The organism is Bacillus swezeyi, assembly GCF_030908325.1.
Lineage (GTDB): Bacteria > Bacillota > Bacilli > Bacillales > Bacillaceae > Bacillus > Bacillus swezeyi.
Genome location: NZ_CP133085.1, coordinates 2,518,437 through 2,538,940, shown reverse-complemented (window position 1 = coordinate 2,538,940; position 20,504 = coordinate 2,518,437). Strand labels below are relative to the sequence as shown.

The window sequence follows — 20,504 nt, the reverse complement described above, 5'->3', positions numbered from 1 at the left end:
CATTTTTTACGGAGAAAAATATGATTATCACAACAAGCTACAGACCCTCAGAGGAGACCGTATTCACAGCAAAAAACATCAGCCGGACGCTTAATGGCCGTTTTTCCGAACGGAGAAAACGGCCGATCTATCAAATTCAGCAGATTGAACAAGATCAGGTTCTCGTGGTCGGGAAAGAGCGTTTTGAGCTTTATTTCACGGATGGAGAAAAGTTTTTCTTTCATCCCAACTCGGCGATGTTTCGCGCCAAGCGGTTTTTAAAAGGGGAAGCAGATCCGTTTATCGAAGCGGCTCAAATTGAGCCGGGCGACAAGGTGCTTGATTGTACACTCGGGCTCGGCTCAGATGCGATCATTGCGAGTTTGGCCGCCGGTGATGAGGGAACAGTCCGCGGAATTGAAAAAAGCCCGCTCCTGGCCTTCCTTGTTAAAACAGGGCTCCAGACATGGGAAACGGATCTTGTACCTATGAATGAAGCCATGAAAAGGATTCAGGTGCTGTCTGAGGACAGTTTTGAATACCTCAATCAGCTTGATGATGATTCAGCAGATGTCGTCTATTTTGATCCGATGTTTGATGAAGGAATCAAAGAATCTGACGGCATCGCTCCTTTAAGAAAACTGGCGCACTCTGATTTTACGCTTTCCGCAAGTTTGAAAGAAGCCCTTCGGGTAGCCAGAAAAAGAGTGGTCCTGAAAGACCACTGGAAGAGTGCGCGATTTGAGAGATACGGTTTTCGCGTGCAAAAACGAAAAACCGCCCTGTTTCATTACGGGGTTTTGGAAGCTAAGCCGAACGATGAAAGCTCAAGGTGTTAAACCCTTGGGTTTTTTTAGTCTGCGATTTCCATGACAATAAAATAAGCGAGGGTTATTAATGAAGCTGTGATTAAAAGCCCTTCTACCATAAAGGATCACTCCCAGTTTTGGAATTTTCATCTTTGATTGTAAACGTTTTAGCGAAAAAAGAAAAGGCGCTTTTGCTTTTCATGTCCATTGTTTATTGAATGACTGAAAATTCAACATATGATAGAATAAGAGAAAATGAATGTAATCAGAAGGGAATTAATCAGTCATGAAGATGTGGATGAGAAAATCTCTTGTAGCCTTGTTTACAATTGCGACGTTCGGTCTTGTGTCTCCTCCTGCCGCCTTAATGGCGGACAAGCCGACTGAACATCAGAATATCAAACAAACCGGATATACGGCTGTCTATCAAAAGCAGGAAGAATCACAGCCCAGCGGGGAACAGGAGTCTAAATCTTCTTTTAACCTCTACAAGAATGAACTGCTGAATGATGCAGAAGACCAATCATTTATCAAATTTGGAGACCGGATTTCGCCTGTAATCGAAGAGGAGTACAGGGAAGAAGTCCTTCCAAAGATTGAAGAGACCATCGTCAGCCATCTCATGACACTAAAGGACAATGATGACTACCAGGATCTGGTGATTTCCAAAAGGCCGGCAGCGGGAAAATCAGAGAAAATCTTCCATGTGTATAACCGGAAGACCGGTGAAGATGTCTTGAGATTTCATGTGCGCAGGGACAAGCCCCCGCATAAAGGCTACTGGTTTAATTTTCATTACCACACCGCAGAAGACGGGTTTCAAAAACATCATGATCTTGGCAGCATTTACTGGGATCGCAATACACCGCCTAACTGGATGAGTCACTAAAGGAGATTGATTGCAGATGAAGAAATACACGATGAATGAAATGGTCCATCTGACAAAAAACATGCTGAATGAGCGTGGAGTCAAGATTGAAGATATCGGGCTCATCGTTCAAAAGCTTCAGGAAAAATATCACCCCGACCTGCCGCTCAGTGTATGTATTGAAAATGTCGAGAAAGTGTTGAACAAAAGGGAAATCGTTCATGCCGTTTTAACGGGTATCGCGCTTGACCAGCTCGCTGAGAAGAAGCTGCTGCCTGAACCGCTTCAATATTTGGTGGAAACGGATGAACCGCTTTATGGAATAGATGAAATCATTCCTCTTTCTATCGTAAACGTATATGGTTCGATCGGTCTTACAAACTTTGGCTATTTAGATAAAGAGAAGTTTGGAATCATTAAGGAGCTTGATGATTGTCCTGAGGACGAGGTTCATACGTTCCTTGACGATATCGTGGCAGCGCTGGCCGCCGCTGCTGCAAGCCGCATCGCCCACACGCATCAGGATCTTGAAGATGAAGAGCAGGAAGAGAAAAACGAGCAGCCCACCATAAAAAGCTGATGACAATAACAAAACCCGCCATTCGGCGGGTTTTTTATGTGGGCATATTTTATGATGGTTTTCTGAAAAATGTCTTGTTTTCCAAAGGCTAATCGAGATACACTACAAAAGGATAAAAAAAATGAAACAAAATCGGGATTTATGCCGTCATATGTTTAGATCACGGGGAACAAAAAAGCATTCAACAAGAACGGGGAATTCAACAGTGCGTTCGGCTGCCTGGTCGGATCAGCCTCCTGTAGGCTTGCCTTGATTAACACAACTCCATCTTCTGCATTACTGTTCATTGATGATCATAAAAAGAAGACAATTGCATGATCCGTTATTGCCCAGTATTTACATATTATAGATAAGGAGCTGTGAGCACATGATCTCGTTCATCACTGCAATGGACCGAAACCGTCTCATCGGTAAAAACAATGATTTACCATGGCATCTGCCGCAAGATTTGAAATACTTTAAAGAGGTCACAAACGGTCATGCCGTCATCATGGGAAGAAAAACATTTGAATCAATCGGAAGGCCGCTGCCGAACCGGAAAAACATTGTCGTCACAACTGATAAAGGGTTGGATATACCGGGCTGCGAAGTGCTGCATTCGGCAGAGGAAGCGGTACAGTATGCAAAAAACAGAGATGAAGAATGTTTTGTCATCGGCGGTTCAAAACTATATACAGAGCTCCTTCCTTTTGCGGATAAACTGTATGTGACAAGAATCGATGAAACCTTTGAGGGAGACCGCTACTTTCCGGCATTCGGCGAAGATGAATGGGACGTCGTCTCAAGGCAAAAAGGTATAAAAGATGACAAAAACCCTTATGACTACGAATTCCTCGTTTATCAAAGAAAAGGATAGAGAGGAGGGATTTTCTTGATTCGCTATGGTTTTCTGTTGATTTATGCGGCATATATGCTCATGAAGCATATCAGGCTGTTAAATGAGCTTCAGACGCTTGATCCGCGCCTTTCCTACGCCAATCAGATGAAGGCGGTTTATGATAAACCGAAAGCCTTTATGAGAGGATGCATCGGCCTCACCGGTTCAACCGTATCCATTCATCAGTTCGGAAAAACGCCGGCGGGTCCTGTACTTTATGTCCATCCGAAGCTTAATCTGGCGGAGCTGGCTCTCCTGCTCGGCCACCTCGACAAAACCGCCTCATTTTTTGCAGATCCGCGCGCATTTCGTTATCCGCTGATCAGGCAGTGGCTGAATAAAATGGCTGTGGTTAAAAAAGGCGCGGACAAAACAGCAGCAGTTGAAGAAATGGAAGAAATCGTGCGTAAAGGCCAAAGCTTCATTCTTTCAGAAGATGATGGAGTCGATTACCAATCCTTGTCAAAGCGGCTTGGCGTTCCGATCGTTCCGATCGAGACAGCCGGTATCGCTGATATGAAAAAAGGTGTGTTTTTCAAAAGGCTCAAGCCTGTTGATATCGATTTGACGATCCATCCGGCCTATGTCATTTCCGAAAAAGAGCAGCTTCAAGCTTAGTGCAGAAGGTGTCAGATTCAAACAAAAAACCAGGCTTTAAAAAGGAGCCTGGTTTTTTATATTATGCGACGTAAAAGAGCACACAGAAAAACATTGAGGCGCTGCCTCCGAGTACGAAAGTATGCCAAATCGCGTGGTGGTAGGGGATCTTTCTCCATAGGTAGAAGATCGTTCCAACAGAGTACAAAATGCCTCCTAAAAGAAGCAGGGCAAAGCCTTCTCCTGTTAAAGCCGTATAGAGCGGTTTGATGGCGATGATCGCCATCCAGCCCATCAATAGATACATCAATGTACTGACGACGATAAAACGTTTGACAAAAAAGATTTTAAAAACGATGCCGCAAAGGGCAAGCCCCCAGACGATTGCAAGCATCGTATAGCCTAGCGCGCCTTGAAGCGAGCTGAGAAGAAGCGGTGTATAGGTACCCGCAATCAAAACATAAATGGCTGAATGGTCAATGATCTCCAGGATATCTTTCGTTTTTTTGTGCTGAATGCTGTGCAGAAGTGTAGAGCTTAAATAGAGAAACAGCATTGAAGCTCCGAAAATCGAAAAGCTGACAATGTCCAGCGGATTTCCGTAGCGCACCGCAAATATCACTAAAAATACAATGGCGGGAATCGACAGCAAGACGCCGATTCCATGTGTAATGGCATTGGCGATTTCCTCTTTGATTGTGTACAAAACGAGTCACCCTTTCTACTCTTGGATAATGTGATTTTTTAACGAGCTTAAAAAACGCAGGCCTTCAAGTGTAATTTTTGTTCCGGCTCTTCCGCGGCCTTTTGTGACATACTCCCTTTTTTCCAAATAATCCAGTCTGCTGCGCACCTGCTGAGGTGTGAGCTCTGATTTTCCGCTTTTGCTTTGTTCAGACAGCACCCTCCGGCTGGCCGGCTCCCCTTTTTCATTTAATTGCTTAATCGTTTCCAGAAGGTAGGCAAATTCCTCTTTTTCCATTAATGTGAGCGATTTTGCAACCGCTTTTTTATCTTTGGTCTTGTTCTTTTCAACCTGTTCTCTTAAAACCGGGGGTGTGTCATAAAGCTGAATGGTTTTTTGGTCTGAGACGGTTTTCATGTATTCCGTCATGTTTTTCAGCTCTCTGACATTGCCTTTGAAATCGTACTGCTCCAACGCCTTCCAAACGATAGGTTCGACATATATATCATGATCTCCGCTTTTAAGAAAATGATGTACGAGAAGAGGAATATCGCTTCTTCGTTCTTCAAGAGAAGGCAGCCGCAGATCAAGCACATTGAGTCTGTAATACAGATCCTTGCGGAACTGATTTGTTTCAATCCGCTCAATAAGAGGGATACTTGAAGATGAAATCACTCTTTTGTGCACGCCTTTTTCAATTGCTGCCAAGAGCTTTCCCTGAAGGGGTAGAGAAAGACCCCACACCTCATCGAGAAACAAGGTGCCAGGCTCATTTTCGGGATTGCGTAATAGCTCTTCTGCCGGATCTTCTTCATGCAGCGTACTGCAGCTGACCTGCACGAAAGGACCCTCTCTGAAAGATGATTCATCATGAATGGCCTTCGCAAACAGCCCTTTGCCCGTTCCGGTTTCTCCATGGATGAGAACCGGGTGAGCAGACTGTGCAAATTTTTTTGCTCGGTTTTTCGCCAGTAAAAAAGAATCGCTTTCCCCGATAAGCTCGGCGACTGCAGAAGAAGGATGTTTGCTTTGTATCATAACTATGCTCCTTTTGGTTCCAATTGGTTATATTATAACACCCAATTGGAACAAATAAAGACTTTTTTGAAAAAAGATTCGGCTCGCTGTCATAGTGCATGAAACATTTGTGGTTATCGTATATATAGAAAAGTGTATAATATTCAGTAAATAACAAAGAATCGCCCTTTAAATTTTGAATATTCATGATATAATGGCGTATTAAATAAAGCTTTATAAAGAAAGGATCCTATACATGAAACCGTTGCTTAAAGAAAACTCTCTCATCCAAGTCAAAGATATTTTAAAAGCCCACCAAAATGTAAAAGATGTTGTTATTCATACCCCTCTTCAAAAAAATGAGAGGCTGTCTGAGAGGTACGATTGCAACGTTTACTTAAAAAGGGAAGATTTGCAGGTTGTCCGCTCATTCAAGCTGAGAGGCGCTTACTATAAAATGAAGCAGCTTTCAAAAGAAACGACGAAAAACGGCGTTGTCTGCGCGAGTGCCGGAAATCATGCACAGGGAGTTGCTTTTTCGTGCAAGCATCTCGGCATTCACGGCAAGATTTTCATGCCTTCGACAACCCCGCGACAAAAAATTTCCCAAGTCGAACTGTTCGGGAAGGAATATGTCGAGATCATTCTGACCGGAGATACATTTGATGACGCATACCAGAGCGCCGTCGCCTGCTGTGAGAAAGAAGAGCGCGCATTTATCCATCCGTTTGATGATCCTGCGGTCATGGCCGGCCAGGGAACGGTCGCTGTTGAAATATTAAACGATATCGAAACAGAGCCCCATTATTTATTTGCAAGTGTGGGGGGAGGCGGTCTTCTGTCAGGGGTAGGAACCTACATGAAAAACGTTTCTCCTGAGACAAAGCTGATCGCGGTTGAGCCTAAAGGAGCGCCTGCACTTTTTGAATCCAACAAAAAAGGCGAAGTTGTCACGCTTGAAAAGATCGATAAGTTCGTTGACGGAGCAGCCGTGCAAAAAATCGGCGAGCAGACCTTTAAAACGCTTGAAACCGTCGTGGATGATATTTTGCTTGTTCCGGAAGGCAAGGTATGCACCGCCATTCTTGAATTGTATAACCAGTGCGCGATTGTCGCTGAACCGGCCGGAGCCTTGCCGATTGCCGCTTTAGATCTGTATAAGGATGAGCTTAAAGGGAAAAATGTCGTGTGCGTCATCAGCGGAGGAAATAATGATATCGGCAGAATGCAGGAAATCAAAGACAGATCGATGATGTACGAAGGGCTTCAGCATTATTTCATTGTGAATTTTCCGCAAAGGGCCGGAGCTCTGCGTGAATTTTTGGATGAGGTGCTCGGGCCTAATGATGATATTACAAGGTTTGAATATACAAAGAAAAACAATAAAAGCAGCGGGCCAGCCCTTGTCGGCATCGAACTGAAGCAGCGGGAAGACTACGATCCGCTGATTGAGAGAATGGACAGAAAGGGATTCCGGTATGTTGAAGTCAATAAAGACGAAGGGCTGTTCAATCTGCTGATTTAAGAACTTTTTTTGAAAACGTGCATCATTCAAAGACAACGGCTCCTCAGATTATGTATAATAAAGAAAATATCAAAAATGAGGATTGATAGCTTGTTACTTAAAAGCCTAGAGTTCAAACGATCGGATGGACAGCAGGTGAAGGTGACGGAAATACCTTTGTTAAAGGAGGACGACCCGCATTTTTTCATGGCGAATCTGAGGCTTGAAGCGTATTTAAAAGAGCTTTATGGCTCGAAGCGGAAAAGGAGCGTCTACTCCTTCAGGGAATACTTAAAAAGAGCGTTGAAATGGCAGGATTATCTGGCCATTTATCAACACGAAGAACTGAAACATAATGCATAATATGTAAAAGCATTCTTTGCCGGCTAACAAGGAAAGCCGCTTGAAAAGGCGGCGGGTGGCTTATGGCCGGCAAAGAATTTTTCATGCGGTTTTTGGCCGGCACCATGTATGACATCATTTGAGACTGACAGGATGTGAAGGGAATTGACAAGCATTAAAATTATAACGGATTCCACAGCTGATTTAGGCGAGGAAACACTGCGCAAATACAACATTTCCGTACTGCCGCTTTCCATCGCGATTGACGGAATTGTATACAGAGATCAACTGGATATTCAATCAGACGAATTTATTGAAAAAATGGAGTCCGCGAAAGAACTTCCGAAAAGCTCGCAGCCTCCTTTGGGCGCTTTTATTGAGCTGTATGAAAAGCTTGCGGCAGACGGGAGCGAACTGATCAGCATCCATCTTTCAAGTGAATTGAGCGGTACGTTCCAAACGGCTGTAAGCGCTTCGAACATGGTCGACGCCAGCATTACGGTAATCGATTCCATGTACATCTCAAAAGGTTTGGGTTTTCAGGTTGTCAGGGCGGCCGCGCTTGCCCAGCAAGGCTGGACGGCCGATGCGATTATAAAAGATCTTGAAGATTTAAGAGACCGCATTTCCTTGTATGTGACAATCGACAATTTTGAAAACTTAATAAAAGGCGGGCGCATCGGGAGGGGAAAAGCGCTGCTCGGTTCACTGCTCAAAGTGAAGCCGATTGCAAGGCTTGAGGATGGCATCTATACACCTGAGAAAAATGTCCGCAGCACCAGCCAGCTTATCCGTTATTTAACAGGCCAATTTCTTTCAGCTGTCAAAGGCAGAACTGTGCAGGCGATCGGAATCGCCCATGCCGATGCATTGGATCTGGCAAATAAACTGAAAGCTTCTTTGCTTGAGCATATACCCGGGATCGATATTGATGTTTCCTATACGACGCCGATCATCTCGGTTCATACGGGCAAAGGAGCGATCGGCTTTACCTTTTATACCGATTGATAAAGGGGATGGGAGGATTTGAAAAACGTTTTCACCATATTTTTTGCAGGCGTGCTCATCGTCATCTTATGCGCTTGCGGAAACAGCAAAATAAAAGACCCTTTGAATTATGATGTTGAATCGTTTTCTTTTCAAAATCAAGAGAAAAAAACGGTGTCGCTAGAAAGTTTAAAAGGGGAAGTTTGGGTGGCGGATTTTATTTTTACAAACTGTGAAACGGTCTGCCCGCCGATGACCTCGCATATGGCAGAACTGCAAAAGCAAATGAAACAAGAGAATGTACAAGCCAGGATTGTCTCATTTAGTGTTGATCCCGAAAATGACACTCCTGAAAAATTAAAGAAATTTGCGGCTAACTATCCGCTCACCTTTGAAAACTGGGACTTTTTAACCGGGTATTCACAGGCTGAGATCGAAAAATTTGCGCTGAAAAGTTTTAAGGCAATCGTAAAGAAGCCTGAAAATGATGATCAGGTGATCCATCAAACATCATTTTATTTAATCGACCAGGAAGGGAAAGTTGTTAAAGATTATGATGGTGTGAAGGATACGCCGTACACCGATATTATCGCTGATATTAAGACGCTGGAAAACCGTTGATGAGGGCGGGGGCACCGGCAATTAAGCCTGTTTCGTAAACACGGAAAACAGGCTTTTTTTTACACCTTGCAAACGATTTTCAAAAGAATCAAAACATGGTACACTTTTTTTTAGGTCATCAAGAAGGAAGGGGCATCGTTATTGAACATACGGTATATATCACTCATGATGGCCCTTATCTGTCTGCTCTCAGCCTGTGTAAAAGGCGGCACTGGAGCCGAAAAAACATCGGCAGCACCTAAGCGCAATATTGTCATTGCCGCATTGGGCGATTCGATGACAGAGGGCGTAGGCGATCAAGAAGAAAAAGGCTATATCGGCATGGTTGCCGAACAGCTGGAAAGCCGAAGCGATGTAAAATCGGTCACGATTAAAAACTATGCCGTTAAAGGCTATCGGACTGATCAGCTGCTTGAAAAACTGCAAGATCAAGAGGTTCAGCAGGGATTGAAGGATGCAGACTATATCCTGTTTACAATCGGGGGCAATGACCTGATGAAGGTGGTCCGGCAAAACTTTGCACATTTAACGCTGAAACCCTTTCGCAGCGAACAGAAAGTTTTTGAGAAGCGGTTTGCGAATATTTTGGCAGATATCAGAAAACAAAACGGCAGTGCCAAATTGATATATGTCAGCATGTACAATCCGTTTAAGTTCACACTGTCTGAACTGAGGGAAGTTGATCAAGTCGTAGAGGAATGGAATCAAGGGGCTGAAAAAAAACTCAAAAAAGTTCCGGATGCAAAGATGGTGGATATCGCTGATATATTTGAAGAATACAGCGATGAAAAAAAGATTGCAGATGATGAATTTCATCCCAATCAGTATGGGTATTCATTAATAGCAAAGCGGGTGTACGACCAGATTAAAAAAGAAGACCTCCCAGCAGAATAAGGTGATAAGATGAAGAAATGGAAAGGCTTATTTTTTATTTTAGCAGTAGTCAACGTGATCATAATCATCGGGGTTTTGATTCTCATATTCCTTCCCGGCGCTCAAAAGGAACAAGCCAAACCGACTCCAAGCGAGTATGAATTAAATGTGACCAGCACGAAAGAGTCTTTGGCGGCATTCATTAATACGTATTTAGAAAAGGAATCTTCGCCAGATCTTGACTACAAGATAGAAATTGATGATGAGTTCCACATTGTCGGTGCGATCCGCGCCTTTTCCTCAACGGTCGATGCAAAGGTTTCCTTCCGGCCGACGGTAGAAAAGAACGGGGATGTGGTCCTTGAAGTGACGCGGTTTTCGATAGGCAAATTAAATGTTCCCATTTCCGTTGTATTAAATTACATGGATCAGTTTTATGATCTTCCGGATTTTGTGCATGTCCGGTCAGGGGCTAAAGAAATTCAAGTCCGTCTGTCAGAGATGCCGCTTAAAAACGGGATGTATATTAAAGCAAAAAACATTGATTTAGAAAAAGATCAAATCGAATTTATCTATTATCAGCCGGCTGTATCGTCAGATTCATAAGGTTGACGAAAGCTGTAAAATGAACGAAAATAATAAACAATTGATCTGTTCTTTTTAAATACAGGGGTGAACATATGGAACGCATCTACGGATATTTCAGCTTGCTGTCGCTGTTATTTTCACTGTACTTCGGCAGCCTTGCCGCTTTCAGTTTTTTCGATGAAAACATGGATAAGTTGTATTTAAATATCGGCTACTGCGCTTTATTTTTAAGCATTATGATCTTTACACTTGATGTGAAAAAACACAAAAAAACAGACCGGACCAATCAATAAAAAAAGAGACATGAGAGTCTCTTTTTTTTCGCTTGTATTTAAGCTTCCTTCACTTTAAGTGAAGGAGCACCGTTGGCAAAGCCGAGGCAAAACAAAGTGACGTGCCGGCCGGCCTCGAGCTGGAGTTTCGGCACGTTCAGCAAGACGGTGTTTGTGCCGGCTGCCCTTATGTCCAGGTCGATTTTTTGCGATGCAAGCGCAACGTGCCGGCTGGCCTTTGCAAAGGGGATGTCTGCGAAAAGAACAGGTCCGTTTCTGACTGCAAGATCGAGAGCCGGAGCGTCCGGGGAGAGGTGGACGAATCTCATGCTGCGAATGTCCGGATCGGCCGCTTTATGGTCAGATACGCTGACCGGAAACAGCTGTCTCGCTGTGCCTGCGGCGGCGATCGTATAATATTCGCCAGGCATCACATGAACATAAGCTGTGAAGAGGGGACGGCGGAAACTGCCTGTTTTAAAAATGGCGATTTGAAGAGAGCCGCCGGGGAGCCGAACATAAGAAGACAACTCTCTGTACGATACATTTCGAAAAATCATCATCCCGTTGACGGCCACATCAATATTTTCCGTGTGGGGAGCGGCATGGAGCAGTCTGAGCATGACGGCTCCTCTGCCGCTTGCAAAAACGGGGGACGCCATTAAGTTTTCGACATGCCGATGATGATGCCTGTCTTCGAAGTCTTCTGCCAGCCGGGCATCTTGTATTGTACAGATCATCTTCTAAAACGCCCCTTTACATTCTTTCTGTCATCATATGAAGCCTGCAGGTCATCTGTCACTTCGCTTAAAAAGCCGGGAGAAGAAAAAGGAGAAACAAATGAAAATGGATTTTACATATGGAAATGTATTGAAACAGCTGATATTTTTCTCAGCGCCATTTTAGCCAATCTATTGCAAATCTCTTTTCAATTTATCGACAGCATGTGGGTCGGAAACCTGCTCGGCGCCCAAGCGCTTGGAGCCACAGCCGTATCCGGGACGGTGTTCTTTACGGTATTGTCATTTGTATTGGGGGTCAATAATGCAGCTCTGACGATTCTCGCGCAGCAGAAAGGGAAGGGCGATCAAGGAGAACTTGCCTCATATGTCAATGCGTTCGTCGTTCTGATGACGGTGATGAGTCTGCTGCTCGGCGTAGTCGGCTATGTGTTCACAGAACCGCTGCTTGCTCTCTTGCAGACGCCCGACAATATGATCGACTTAGCTGCCGGCTATTTAAAAATTCACTTTATCGGGATTATTTTTTTATTTGGTTATAATTTTATCAGCACCGTGTTACGGGCTGTCGGAGACAGTCAAACACCGCTGCGGTTTATCCTGCTTGCTGTCATCTTAAACGTTTTTATGGATCCGCTATTGATTTCCGTGTTTAAGCTGGGAATTTCCGGTGCGGCTTATGCAACCGTCATTTCGCAAGGGATCGCTTTTTTATACGGGATCTTCTATACGGTCAAAAAAAGACTTGTTCCTTTTACAATGCCGGCGCTTCCTTCGTTTAGTGAGACGTCCGTCATTTTGCGGCTCGGGGTTCCGGCAGGACTGCAAATGATGGTGATTTCCGGAGGTTCCATGGCGATTATGAGCGTTGTTAATTCATTCGGAGAAAGCGTTGTTTCCGGGTTTGGAGCAATCCAGCGCATTGACAGTCTTCTCATTCTGCCGGCGATGGCGATCGGTACAGCTGTCAACAGTATGGCGGGTCAGACAATCGGAAGCGGTGATATAGGGCGTACGAAAAAAATTGCAAATGATGGTGTACTTTATGTCATGATATGCATGCTGGCGATCAGCGCCATCATTTTCTTGACAGGGTATCATGCGGTAAGGCTGTTTATTTCTGAAGCGGAATCGGCGGCGTTTGGGGAACAGTATTTAAAAACAATCGCTTTTTTCTATCCATTTATCGGTATTAATTTTGTGTTGAACGGGGTGGTGAGGGCATCAGGTGCGATGTTCCAAATTTTAGTTCTGAATGTGATATCTTTCTGGGTTTTACGCTATCCGTTTACATACATGTTTTCGCAATGGATCGGAGAAAACGGCATTGCGCTTGGAATCGGAATGAGCTTTCTGTTAAGCAGCCTGACAGCGTTTTTGTATTACCGCTACGGAAAATGGAAGCAGCTAGTTCTTTTTGAAAAACAAAAAAGCACATCTGCTTAGGTGATGTGCTTTTTAGCGTTTATCGAATTCCGCAAGTTTGACGAATGTCTTTTCATCCTCGATTAATCCGCAAGCTCCGCACTGTACTTTCATAGCAGGGCCGCTGTACGGAAGGTGGAAAGGAGAGCGCTCGCCTTCTGAATACGTTTCCATAATTTCCCCCGTTGATGGGTCAAGTTTGACGGAGGTTGGCGACTGTTCAATTAAATTAAACCGCGTGCGGTTTGTTTTGCAGTTTGGACAGAGATAAGGAGCTGTCATCATCTTTGCACCCCTTTTTGATATTATGATGCGATAGATGAGCTCATTTTATGTGAAAACCTTTTTTGGTTTTAACGCTGTTCTCTTTTTTTGTCCAGCTTGCTGAACAAATCGATTAATGTTTTCAGCTCTTCATCGCTGAAGCTGCTGAATCGTTTAAAATAATATTCCGTTTTCTTTTCTTCGAAATATCTGATAATTTGTTTACCTGCATCTGTCAGGTGGATTTTGATAATTCGTCTGTCTTCTTTGGATCGGACTCTTGTAATCCATCCTTTTTCAACCAATGCATCGGTTACAGCGGTGATGTGGCTCGCAGAAACCCCCAAGATCGTTGCAAACTCTGTCACTTTTTTTGGACCTTGTTCACTGAGCAGGCGGAGGATCATAAATTCATTGCGGGACATCTCTTTTTCGAGCAGTTCATTTATTTCATCACGTATCTGTTTAAATACTGTGCGAAGCAACGCTTCCATATCATACATCATCTGTTCTCTAGCTTTCAAAATTTCGCCCCTCCATATTAATTAGCAAATTTCAGCTTTCGTTTTTAAAGGAATGACCGAATCAGCATGAATTTTATTTTTCATGAACATGATATCAATATGATACCATAATTTTTGCCTTTCAAGTGAATGTTTAAGAAGATTTTTAGTTCATTTGACCATCAATTGAATGAAGGTAAAAAGTGAACATGCCGGGAAATCTGCTGTTTTCTTTCAAAGGCGGGGATATTAAAGGACAAATTTTTGTCACAGTTTTGCTGTCATCACCATGACGAGCTGTTTCACGCTATGAGCAGCAGAAAGCGGGAAATATAGCGGCTATGATATAATAATACCCATCAGTTCGAATAGAAGGAGGCAGAAACGAGATGGCTGAAAAACGGGAACTCGCTACATTTGCCGGAGGCTGTTTTTGGTGTATGGTCAAGCCTTTCGACGAACAGCCGGGCATTATAAAAGTTGAATCCGGTTATACTGGCGGCCGTACGGAAAAGCCGACATATGAAGAGGTTTGCAGCAATACGACAGGACATAGGGAAGCGGTTCAGATTACATTTAATCCGGATGTATTTCCATATGAAAAACTGCTTGAACTGTATTGGCAGCAGATTGATCCTACAGACAATGGGGGGCAGTTTGCAGACCGCGGCGAGTCTTATCGGACGGCGATTTTTTATCATCATGACGAGCAGCGGAGGCTTGCCGAAGAATCAAAGAAAAAGCTTGAAGAAAGCGGCATTTTTAAAGATCAGATCGCTACCGACATCCTTGAGGCCGGGCCGTTTTATCCGGCGGAGGAGCATCATCAGGATTATCACAAAAAACATCCGGAGCGCTATAAGAGATACCGTGTCGGCAGCGGCCGGGAAGGGTTTCTTTATGAGCATTGGGGGCATAAGGCATGACAGTCAATAAAGAAGAACGGTTGAAACAGCTGAATCGGGTGCAGTATGAGGTAACGCAGAAAAACGGAACAGAACCGCCGTTTCAAAACGAATACTGGGCCCATAAGGAAGAGGGCATCTATGTCGATATTGTTTCCGGGAAACCGCTGTTTTCCTCCCTTGATAAATTTGATGCCCATTGCGGCTGGCCAAGCTTTACGAAACCGATCCATTCCGTCGAAGTTGAAGAAAAGCTTGACACGTCCCACGGCATGATTCGGACCGAAGTCAGAAGCAAGACGGCGGATTCCCATCTCGGCCATGTTTTTCCCGACGGCCCCGGACCAAACGGTCTGCGTTATTGCATTAACTCAGCCGCGCTTCGTTTTATTCCGAAGGAAGAGCTTGAGAAAGAAGGCTACGGAGAATACGCCGAATGGTTTAAGAAGAACTCGAAGGAAGAAGACTGAGGGCTCAGGAAGATGATCCTTCTCCGTGAAGGATCATCTTTTTTCTTGACTTTTCTAACAGGAGGTCTTCCTCTTGATGGCGAAAAAAATAGGTGGAGAAATTGACGAAAAGAGGCTGCCATCATGAAATCCATTTCAAAAGCGGAAGAAAACTATCTGTTATTGACATGCAGCAAACAAACTAAACCATTCTATGATGTATATACTGACGATCAGCTGCCGCAAATGTTCGCTTTTCATTTCATACAATTGCAAGACGCTTATCGGCTCGCAGATTTATACTCGTTATTGGTTCGAGTTCCTGTCATATTAAAAAGAAATTATATTCATGTGAAAAGTTCATTTGGAACGGACATCCCCTATTCTATGAAAAAAGCTCTCTTTGACTTTGGGTATGTTCTTGATGAAGAGCTGTTTTACAGCATCAATCTATCTGATTGGAAAGAACCTCCCGTCGCCCGGCGAATAGAATGGGGGACGGAAAAATCGCTCCGCGATGCCTGCAAGGTGATGCTGATTTACGATTCTTTAAGCATAGATGAAGCATTTGCAAAAGAAAAGCTGCGCCGCAAGTATCCTTTTTATGAACAAGGCACCATCCAGCTGTTTGTCAGCTATTCAGATGAGGGGACCCCTGTCGGCTGTGCTGAGCTTTATCTCGATCACAGAGAGAAAATCTCTAAAATCGAAGAGGTTGCCATTTTAGAGCCTTATCAGCGTAAAGGTTATGGAACACAGCTCATTCATGGTATGCTTGCCGCATCCAAACAGTCGGGGATGGAGTCGAGCTATCTCGTCACATCTGGCAGCGATCAGGCGAAATGGTTTTATGAAAAGATCGGTTTTCAGGAGACGGAACATCTCACAACGATTTTTAAATATTTGTTTGGGTGAATGTAGGCAGGTGCACAAACCAATGACGACTTGGCCTGCATAGGCTGGGGTGTAGACTTTATAAGAAAGGATGATTGGCCTGTGCACCACTCCCATTATTGCTGCCCTGTTGGCGGATATGGCTATGGATTTCAGGGAAGAAGTACTTTCGTATTAATCGTCGTACTCTTCATTTTACTCATCATCGTTGGAGCCGCTTTTATTTGCTAAGCAATCAATCAAATACCGGTACTTGACATGCTCGCAAAACCTTCCATTTGGAAGGTTTTTTGCCGTGAAGTCAAAACGGATACCTGCCTCGCCTGTTAAATATTACATTTGTTTGTAAAATGATCCGTTTGCTATTCCTGCATCAAACGGAGGCATACGTATTCCGAACAAGCAAGGGGGATTCGATTGCAATATGCATGGGTCGTAAAAGGCGATTTTTTCAGATTATGGTCTGGGACATTTTTGTCTCTTTTAAGTTCCGTTCTTTTTTATTATTCATTGATGTGGTGGTCTTTATATGAAACCGGCAACGGGCTTCAGGGAGGTGTTCTGATCGGAATCGGGCTGGCCGTGTCTGTTGTGGTTTCATCGTTTACCGGATGGCTGTCTGACAGGTTTCACAGAGGGAAGCTGATTGCCGCCTCAGATATGCTCATATCGGTCATTTTTTTGCTATCGGGATTTTGGCCCCTCAGGGAGTGAATCCGCTTCTTTTACTGGCAGTTGCAAGAGTGTTGGTTTCCACTTGTCTGACCGCGATTGAACCGGCCGCAAGATCCCTGCTGCCTGATACGCTTCAGCAAGAACAGATTGAAAAGGGAGTCGCTTTTCAGGAGGTCATGACTCAGGTTATACAAGTGCTTGTGCCTCTTTTGGCCGGTGTGCTGTTTTCGTTTTTGCATTTTGGCTGGATTTGGATGATCTGCGGAAGCCTCTTATTCTTGTCGATTTTTTTAGAGTGGAGAATCAAAGACAACAGGGGGAATCAGCAGCATATTTTATTCACAAATAAACAGCTGTTCAGCGGTTTTTCCAGCCTTTTTCAAAACAAGCCGCTCAAATATTTATTGTATGGGACAAGCATACAGCAGCTGGTGTTCAGCGGCTTTCCGATCTATATCCTGATTTGGTCCTCAATGTTATTAAAAGATCAGGCCTGGTGGGAGGCGCTTTTCAATCTGTTTGGGCCTGCGGAACGCTCAGAGCGGCGCTGTTTTTATCATTTATTGCGAAGCCGGAGCATGCGAAAGCAGCTTTACCCGCACTGATGCTGATATTTGGCCTGCTTTTATTTCCGCTCGGCTGGATAGACAATGCCATACTCGCCGTCGCCATTCTCCTCTTGACTGGAATGATCAGCGGGGTTGTCAATATTTATATTGAAGGATATTTACAAAGATTGACTGAGGGTGAAACAGGGGACGCTCCTTGGGCGCCTTCTTTGCGGCGAACAGCGCATTGATGCCGCTCGGTTATGCGGTGGCCGGCACTTTGTCAGAGGCAGTCAGCCCGACATATTTATTTCTGATTGTTCTGTTGCTTTGCCCGCTCCGCTTGCCGCATTCAGTATGCTGAGATCCTTTTCTTTATGGGAACAACAGTCAGGGGGCAAGTTCACCTCTGAAAAAAAAGCTTCAATGTAAGAAAAACCCATTTCTAATTGGACAAACATCGTTACACTTCTTCCAATTCTTTCACAATGGCCGCCCAAAGTATCCGCATCTATTTCATTAAAAGCGAAGTGACTGAAGACTTCTCAGGAGACAGGTTCAATGAACCGAATTCCTCTTCCGTAAAGTAAAACCGAATCGGAATTCCAGCGCTTTTCTTGTAGCGGCCTGGTTTTCAATATGGCAAGTTCGCCGTTCTAAATCATTCTGACTGGCGAACCTGTTATGAATATAGAAGGATCGTTCGAATTTTCACTATAAACAATTTCTGCTCATTGCCGCTATGAAAAAAGAATGCCGCCTTTTCCCGCTTCATACAATGTAAAGAAAAACCTTTTCATTGGGAAGGGGGGATATTTGCATGTCATTTTTGATTAAGCCGGATTTTCATGAAAGCTATCCGGTCGTTCAGTATGCGAAAGGAAGCTATATCTTTGACCAGTCCGGAAAACGATATCTTGATGGCTGCTCAGGTGCTGTCACTTGCAGCCTCGGCCACGGCGCATCAGAGGTCATAGCCCCTCTTAAAGAACAGCTGGAGGCTGTTTCTTTTGTATATCGTTCCCAGTTTACAAGCGAACCGGCTGAACAGCTTGCTGAGCTTCTGGCTGAGGTTCTGCCGGCTGATCTAAATTGGTCTTTCTTTGTAAACAGCGGGTCAGAAGCGGTAGAAACCGCGATGAAGATCGCCGTTCAATATTGGCAGGAAAAAGGGCAAAACGATAAAACGATTTTTCTTTCGAGGTGGAACAGCTATCACGGAATTACAAATGGAGCCCTGTCACTGTCAGGGTTTTATGAACGCCGGTATCGGTTTACACAGATGCTCCACAAATACCCAGCGGCATCTGCACCAAACTGCTACAGATGTCCGTATAAACTGTCAGCGCCGGCATGTGAAGCTGCATGTGTAAAGGAGGTTGAGCTTGCGGTTAAAAGAATCGGCAAATCATTTATTGCTGGCTTTGTGGCAGAACCGGTGATCGGAGCCGCAGGAGCCGCGATGACACCCCCTGATGGATACTACAAAAGAGTCAAAGAAATTTGTGAAGAAAACGAGGTTCTTTTTATAGCAGATGAGGTGATGAGCGGCGCGGGCAGAACGGGGAAGATGCTGGCGGTCGAACACTGGGGCGTCACCCCGGACATTGCCGTTCTCGGCAAGGGAATGAGCGCAGGATACTCCCCGATTGCCGCTGCTGTGATAACGGATAGAATCATGAATACAATCAAAAATGGCTCGGGAGTGATCATGAGCGGCCATACGTACAGCGCAAACCCTTTTTCAGCAGCTGCCGCGCTTTCAGTTCTACGCTATATCGTAAAGCATGACTTGCCAAGACAAGCTGAGACAAAAGGGATAAAGCTAAAGACAAAGTTAAGAGAGGCAATGAAACAATCAAATATCATCGGAGACATTCGCGGCAAAGGGATGCTTTTGGGTGTTGAATTTGTCGCCGATCAAAAAAGCAAAAAGATTTTTCCTTCAACAATGTCGGTGTCAGCACGAATCATTGCAGAAGCGAAAAGGAGAGGCCTGCTCATCTATCCGGCACAAGCAGGGATTGATGGCGGAGGAGGAGATGCCGTGATCATTGCGCCGCCGCTGACAATTTCGGAAACGGAGTTGGATGAACTTGTTCAACTATTCAAAGAGGCTGTAGATATGATTGAAAAACAAGCGGAAAAGGTGATACGGGCGGATGATGCTGTTCAATAAATGTATGTCAGTTGAAGATGCGGTTGCCGGATTAAAGGATGAATCGACCGTCATGTTTGGCGGGTTCGGCGGGGTTGGATCACCGCCGTCATTGATCAGCGCCATTTTGGAAAAAGGTGTGAAAAATTTAACGGTCATTTGTAATGATGCGGGATTTCCTAATATCGGCATCGGTCCATTGATCGTCAATAAACGAGTAAAAAAGCTGGTTGCTTCACATATCGGATCAAACCCTGTCGCAGGAAAACAAATGACAGACGGCATTCTTGAAGTTGAATTTTCGCCGCAGGGCATACTTGCCGAAAGAATACGCGCAGGTGGCATGGGTCTTGGCGGGATTTTGTCCGACATCGGGATTGATAATGAGATGGTGCTGGAAGGAAAAAAACGCGTTTCCTTCAATGGCCGCTCATATCTTGCCGAAGAAGCGTTGACTGCTGAATTTGCATTTATTTTCGGGAAAACGGCGGATGAGTTCGGAAATCTCACATATGACAAAACGGCCCGCAACATGAATCCGCTGATGGCGATGGCCGCTGACAAAACATATGCGGAGGTTGAGCAGGTTGTTTCGGCCGGGGAGCTTGATGAAGAGAAAATCGTGACACCCGGTGTTTTTGTTGCGGGAGTGGCTGAAACGGGAGGGGTGAATTGGAAATGGGTTTGGGAGTAATGGTGCGGGAACAAATCGCGAAAAGGGCGGCTGAAGAAGTGAAAAACGGGATGGTTGTCAACTTGGGAATAGGCATTCCCTCTTTAGTTCCGAATTTTATAGATCCCGGTGTCTCCGTCATGGTTCAGTCGGAAAACGGGGTGCTCGGCATCGGGGAATCGCCTGAGGAAGGAAGGGAGGATGAGAATCTTTGCAATGCGGCAGGCTACCCAGTCACCGTTGTAAAAGGCGCTTCTTATTTTGATTCTGCCCTGTCATTCGGCATGATCCGAAAAGGCTGCATCGATTTGACGATCCTCGGTTCCCTGCAGGTCAGCCAGTCAGGAGATCTTGCCAATTGGATTGTGCCTGGCAAAAAAGTTCCTGGAATGGGAGGTGCGATGGAACTTGCCCAAAAAGCGAAAAAAGTGATCGTTGTCATGAGCCATACTGATAAAAGCGGAGCACCAAAGCTCGTTAAAAACTGCACCCTTCCTTTAACGGCCAAAGGATGTGTTGATATGGTAATAACCGATAAAGCCGTGATCACTATTGAAAACGATGGTTTTGTTTTAAAAGAGCTGATGAATGAAGCGGATCTTGAAGATGTGCTGCGGCTGACAGACGGAAAGATCAAGATCGATCAGCCGCTTTCGTAAGAGGAGGAATTG

Annotated in this window: 27 protein-coding genes and 1 pseudogene; 23 read left to right on the top strand and 5 right to left on the bottom strand. The window is 44.6% G+C overall.

The window, feature by feature from the left end:
• Positions 1-20: 20 nt before the first annotated feature.
• From RBH91_RS12470 to RBH91_RS12450, 5 genes are all read left to right on the top strand, one after another.
• On the top strand, positions 21-818 hold the full coding sequence (locus RBH91_RS12470) for a class I SAM-dependent methyltransferase (RefSeq protein ID WP_307891803.1): 798 nt from the start codon (positions 21-23) through the stop codon (positions 816-818).
• A gap of 256 nt (positions 819-1,074) precedes the next feature.
• Positions 1,075-1,677 carry a YpjP family protein gene (locus tag RBH91_RS12465; protein ID WP_307891802.1) on the top strand — a complete coding sequence of 201 codons (603 nt, stop codon included), beginning with the start codon at positions 1,075-1,077 and terminating at the stop codon, positions 1,675-1,677.
• Positions 1,678-1,693: 16 nt separating this feature from the next.
• Positions 1,694-2,236 carry a phosphatidylglycerophosphatase A family protein gene (locus tag RBH91_RS12460; protein WP_307891801.1) on the top strand — a complete coding sequence of 181 codons (543 nt, stop codon included), beginning with the start codon at positions 1,694-1,696 and terminating at the stop codon, positions 2,234-2,236.
• Between the two features lie 367 nt (positions 2,237-2,603).
• Positions 2,604-3,092, top strand: coding sequence for a dihydrofolate reductase (locus RBH91_RS12455; protein ID WP_307891800.1), 489 nt, complete (start codon positions 2,604-2,606; stop codon positions 3,090-3,092).
• A gap of 15 nt (positions 3,093-3,107) precedes the next feature.
• Positions 3,108-3,731: a 1-acyl-sn-glycerol-3-phosphate acyltransferase gene (locus RBH91_RS12450; protein ID WP_307891799.1), complete on the top strand. Its 624-nt coding sequence runs from the start codon at positions 3,108-3,110 to the stop codon at positions 3,729-3,731.
• Positions 3,732-3,792: 61 nt separating this feature from the next.
• On the opposite strand, the gene trhA is transcribed toward RBH91_RS12450, so the two are convergent.
• Positions 3,793-4,416 (bottom strand): PAQR family membrane homeostasis protein TrhA, encoded by a 624-nt coding sequence (gene trhA / locus RBH91_RS12445; protein WP_076762902.1) that lies wholly within the window; start codon positions 4,414-4,416, stop codon positions 3,793-3,795.
• A 15-nt stretch (positions 4,417-4,431) separates the two neighbouring features.
• A complete protein-coding gene (locus RBH91_RS12440; protein WP_307891798.1) occupies positions 4,432-5,433 on the bottom strand; it encodes a sigma 54-interacting transcriptional regulator in 1,002 nt (333 codons plus the stop codon).
• Between the two features lie 235 nt (positions 5,434-5,668).
• On the opposite strand from RBH91_RS12440, the gene ilvA reads away from it, so the two are divergent.
• The 7 genes from ilvA (at position 5,669) to ypmT (ending at position 10,620) form a co-directional block, all read left to right on the top strand.
• Entirely contained in the window at positions 5,669-6,937 is a 1,269-nt protein-coding gene (gene ilvA / locus RBH91_RS12435) for a threonine ammonia-lyase IlvA (RefSeq protein WP_148957610.1), read from the top strand.
• Positions 6,938-7,027: 90 nt separating this feature from the next.
• Positions 7,028-7,279, top strand: a complete 252-nt coding sequence (locus RBH91_RS12430; protein WP_307891797.1) for a YpmP family protein — start codon at positions 7,028-7,030, stop codon at positions 7,277-7,279.
• A gap of 144 nt (positions 7,280-7,423) precedes the next feature.
• Positions 7,424-8,266 carry a DegV family protein gene (locus RBH91_RS12425; protein ID WP_307891796.1) on the top strand — a complete coding sequence of 281 codons (843 nt, stop codon included), beginning with the start codon at positions 7,424-7,426 and terminating at the stop codon, positions 8,264-8,266.
• Positions 8,267-8,284: 18 nt separating this feature from the next.
• Positions 8,285-8,866: an SCO family protein gene (locus RBH91_RS12420; RefSeq protein ID WP_076762890.1), complete on the top strand. Its 582-nt coding sequence runs from the start codon at positions 8,285-8,287 to the stop codon at positions 8,864-8,866.
• 141 nt (positions 8,867-9,007) lie between these two features.
• Positions 9,008-9,760, top strand: a complete 753-nt coding sequence (locus RBH91_RS12415) for an SGNH/GDSL hydrolase family protein (protein WP_307891795.1) — start codon at positions 9,008-9,010, stop codon at positions 9,758-9,760.
• Positions 9,761-9,769: 9 nt separating this feature from the next.
• On the top strand, positions 9,770-10,345 hold the full coding sequence (locus tag RBH91_RS12410) for a YpmS family protein (RefSeq protein ID WP_307891794.1): 576 nt from the start codon (positions 9,770-9,772) through the stop codon (positions 10,343-10,345).
• 74 nt (positions 10,346-10,419) lie between these two features.
• On the top strand, positions 10,420-10,620 hold the full coding sequence (gene ypmT, locus RBH91_RS12405) for a protein YpmT (protein ID WP_076762883.1): 201 nt from the start codon (positions 10,420-10,422) through the stop codon (positions 10,618-10,620).
• A 38-nt stretch (positions 10,621-10,658) separates the two neighbouring features.
• Here the strand turns inward: ypmT and RBH91_RS12400 are convergent, their stop codons facing one another.
• On the bottom strand, positions 10,659-11,339 hold the full coding sequence (locus tag RBH91_RS12400; RefSeq protein WP_307891793.1) for a DUF4397 domain-containing protein: 681 nt from the start codon (positions 11,337-11,339) through the stop codon (positions 10,659-10,661).
• A gap of 100 nt (positions 11,340-11,439) precedes the next feature.
• Here RBH91_RS12400 and RBH91_RS12395 point away from each other — a divergent pair.
• A pseudogene (locus RBH91_RS12395) lies at positions 11,440-12,785 on the top strand (MATE family efflux transporter).
• Positions 12,786-12,797: 12 nt separating this feature from the next.
• Here the strand turns inward: RBH91_RS12395 and RBH91_RS12390 are convergent.
• Positions 12,798-13,046 (bottom strand): DNA alkylation repair protein, encoded by a 249-nt coding sequence (locus tag RBH91_RS12390; protein WP_076762936.1) that lies wholly within the window; start codon positions 13,044-13,046, stop codon positions 12,798-12,800.
• Between the two features lie 71 nt (positions 13,047-13,117).
• On the bottom strand, positions 13,118-13,552 hold the full coding sequence (locus RBH91_RS12385) for a MarR family transcriptional regulator (RefSeq protein ID WP_307891792.1): 435 nt from the start codon (positions 13,550-13,552) through the stop codon (positions 13,118-13,120).
• 368 nt (positions 13,553-13,920) lie between these two features.
• Between RBH91_RS12385 and msrA the strand changes: the two genes are divergently transcribed.
• The 10 genes from msrA to RBH91_RS12335 all read left to right on the top strand — a co-directional run bounded on the left by msrA (position 13,921) and on the right by RBH91_RS12335 (position 20,492).
• The gene (gene msrA / locus RBH91_RS12380; protein WP_307891791.1) at positions 13,921-14,457 is read left to right on the top strand and encodes a peptide-methionine (S)-S-oxide reductase MsrA; all 537 of its coding nucleotides are present in this window, start codon (positions 13,921-13,923) and stop codon (positions 14,455-14,457) included.
• Positions 14,454-14,906 carry a peptide-methionine (R)-S-oxide reductase MsrB gene (msrB, locus tag RBH91_RS12375; protein WP_076762868.1) on the top strand — a complete coding sequence of 151 codons (453 nt, stop codon included), beginning with the start codon at positions 14,454-14,456 and terminating at the stop codon, positions 14,904-14,906. Before msrA ends, msrB begins: the two co-directional genes overlap by 4 nt.
• A 123-nt stretch (positions 14,907-15,029) precedes the next feature.
• The gene (locus tag RBH91_RS12370; RefSeq protein ID WP_307891790.1) at positions 15,030-15,800 is read left to right on the top strand and encodes a GNAT family N-acetyltransferase; all 771 of its coding nucleotides are present in this window, start codon (positions 15,030-15,032) and stop codon (positions 15,798-15,800) included.
• Positions 15,801-15,881: 81 nt separating this feature from the next.
• Entirely contained in the window at positions 15,882-16,010 is a 129-nt protein-coding gene (locus tag RBH91_RS12365; RefSeq protein WP_076762863.1) for a YjcZ family sporulation protein, read from the top strand.
• Positions 16,011-16,196: 186 nt separating this feature from the next.
• Positions 16,197-16,493: an MFS transporter gene (locus tag RBH91_RS12360; RefSeq protein WP_307891789.1), complete on the top strand. Its 297-nt coding sequence runs from the start codon at positions 16,197-16,199 to the stop codon at positions 16,491-16,493.
• Positions 16,490-17,059, top strand: a complete 570-nt coding sequence (locus tag RBH91_RS12355) for an MFS transporter (protein WP_307894732.1) — start codon at positions 16,490-16,492, stop codon at positions 17,057-17,059. The genes RBH91_RS12360 and RBH91_RS12355 overlap by 4 nt, the downstream gene beginning before the upstream one ends.
• Positions 17,059-17,253, top strand: coding sequence for a hypothetical protein (locus RBH91_RS12350; protein WP_307891788.1), 195 nt, complete (start codon positions 17,059-17,061; stop codon positions 17,251-17,253). Before RBH91_RS12355 ends, RBH91_RS12350 begins: the two co-directional genes overlap by 1 nt.
• Before the next feature lie 569 nt (positions 17,254-17,822).
• On the top strand, positions 17,823-19,181 hold the full coding sequence (locus RBH91_RS12345; protein WP_307891787.1) for an aspartate aminotransferase family protein: 1,359 nt from the start codon (positions 17,823-17,825) through the stop codon (positions 19,179-19,181).
• The gene (locus RBH91_RS12340; protein WP_307891786.1) at positions 19,165-19,854 is read left to right on the top strand and encodes a CoA transferase subunit A; all 690 of its coding nucleotides are present in this window, start codon (positions 19,165-19,167) and stop codon (positions 19,852-19,854) included. The genes RBH91_RS12345 and RBH91_RS12340 overlap by 17 nt, the downstream gene beginning before the upstream one ends.
• Positions 19,839-20,492: a 3-oxoacid CoA-transferase subunit B gene (locus RBH91_RS12335; RefSeq protein ID WP_307894730.1), complete on the top strand. Its 654-nt coding sequence runs from the start codon at positions 19,839-19,841 to the stop codon at positions 20,490-20,492. The genes RBH91_RS12340 and RBH91_RS12335 overlap by 16 nt, the downstream gene beginning before the upstream one ends.
• The last annotated feature ends 12 nt before the right edge of the window (positions 20,493-20,504 follow it).

Coding starts and splice junctions, on each gene's coding strand:
- RBH91_RS12465 (WP_307891802.1), top strand. CDS start 1,075: ATGAAGATGTGGATGAGAAAATCTCTTGTAGCCTTGTTTACAATTGCG.
- RBH91_RS12460 (WP_307891801.1), top strand. CDS start 1,694: ATGAAGAAATACACGATGAATGAAATGGTCCATCTGACAAAAAACATG.
- RBH91_RS12390 (WP_076762936.1), bottom strand. CDS start 13,046: ATGACAGCTCCTTATCTCTGTCCAAACTGCAAAACAAACCGCACGCGG.
- msrA (WP_307891791.1), top strand. CDS start 13,921: ATGGCTGAAAAACGGGAACTCGCTACATTTGCCGGAGGCTGTTTTTGG.
- msrB (WP_076762868.1), top strand. CDS start 14,454: ATGACAGTCAATAAAGAAGAACGGTTGAAACAGCTGAATCGGGTGCAG.
- RBH91_RS12335 (WP_307894730.1), top strand. CDS start 19,839: ATGGGTTTGGGAGTAATGGTGCGGGAACAAATCGCGAAAAGGGCGGCT.
- RBH91_RS12440 (WP_307891798.1), bottom strand. CDS start 5,433: ATGATACAAAGCAAACATCCTTCTTCTGCAGTCGCCGAGCTTATCGGG.
- RBH91_RS12370 (WP_307891790.1), top strand. CDS start 15,030: ATGAAATCCATTTCAAAAGCGGAAGAAAACTATCTGTTATTGACATGC.
- RBH91_RS12410 (WP_307891794.1), top strand. CDS start 9,770: ATGAAGAAATGGAAAGGCTTATTTTTTATTTTAGCAGTAGTCAACGTG.
- RBH91_RS12470 (WP_307891803.1), top strand. CDS start 21: ATGATTATCACAACAAGCTACAGACCCTCAGAGGAGACCGTATTCACA.
- ypmT (WP_076762883.1), top strand. CDS start 10,420: ATGGAACGCATCTACGGATATTTCAGCTTGCTGTCGCTGTTATTTTCA.
- RBH91_RS12400 (WP_307891793.1), bottom strand. CDS start 11,339: ATGATCTGTACAATACAAGATGCCCGGCTGGCAGAAGACTTCGAAGAC.
- RBH91_RS12350 (WP_307891788.1), top strand. CDS start 17,059: ATGCTGATATTTGGCCTGCTTTTATTTCCGCTCGGCTGGATAGACAAT.
- RBH91_RS12340 (WP_307891786.1), top strand. CDS start 19,165: ATGATGCTGTTCAATAAATGTATGTCAGTTGAAGATGCGGTTGCCGGA.
- RBH91_RS12345 (WP_307891787.1), top strand. CDS start 17,823: ATGTCATTTTTGATTAAGCCGGATTTTCATGAAAGCTATCCGGTCGTT.
- ilvA (WP_148957610.1), top strand. CDS start 5,669: ATGAAACCGTTGCTTAAAGAAAACTCTCTCATCCAAGTCAAAGATATT.
- RBH91_RS12455 (WP_307891800.1), top strand. CDS start 2,604: ATGATCTCGTTCATCACTGCAATGGACCGAAACCGTCTCATCGGTAAA.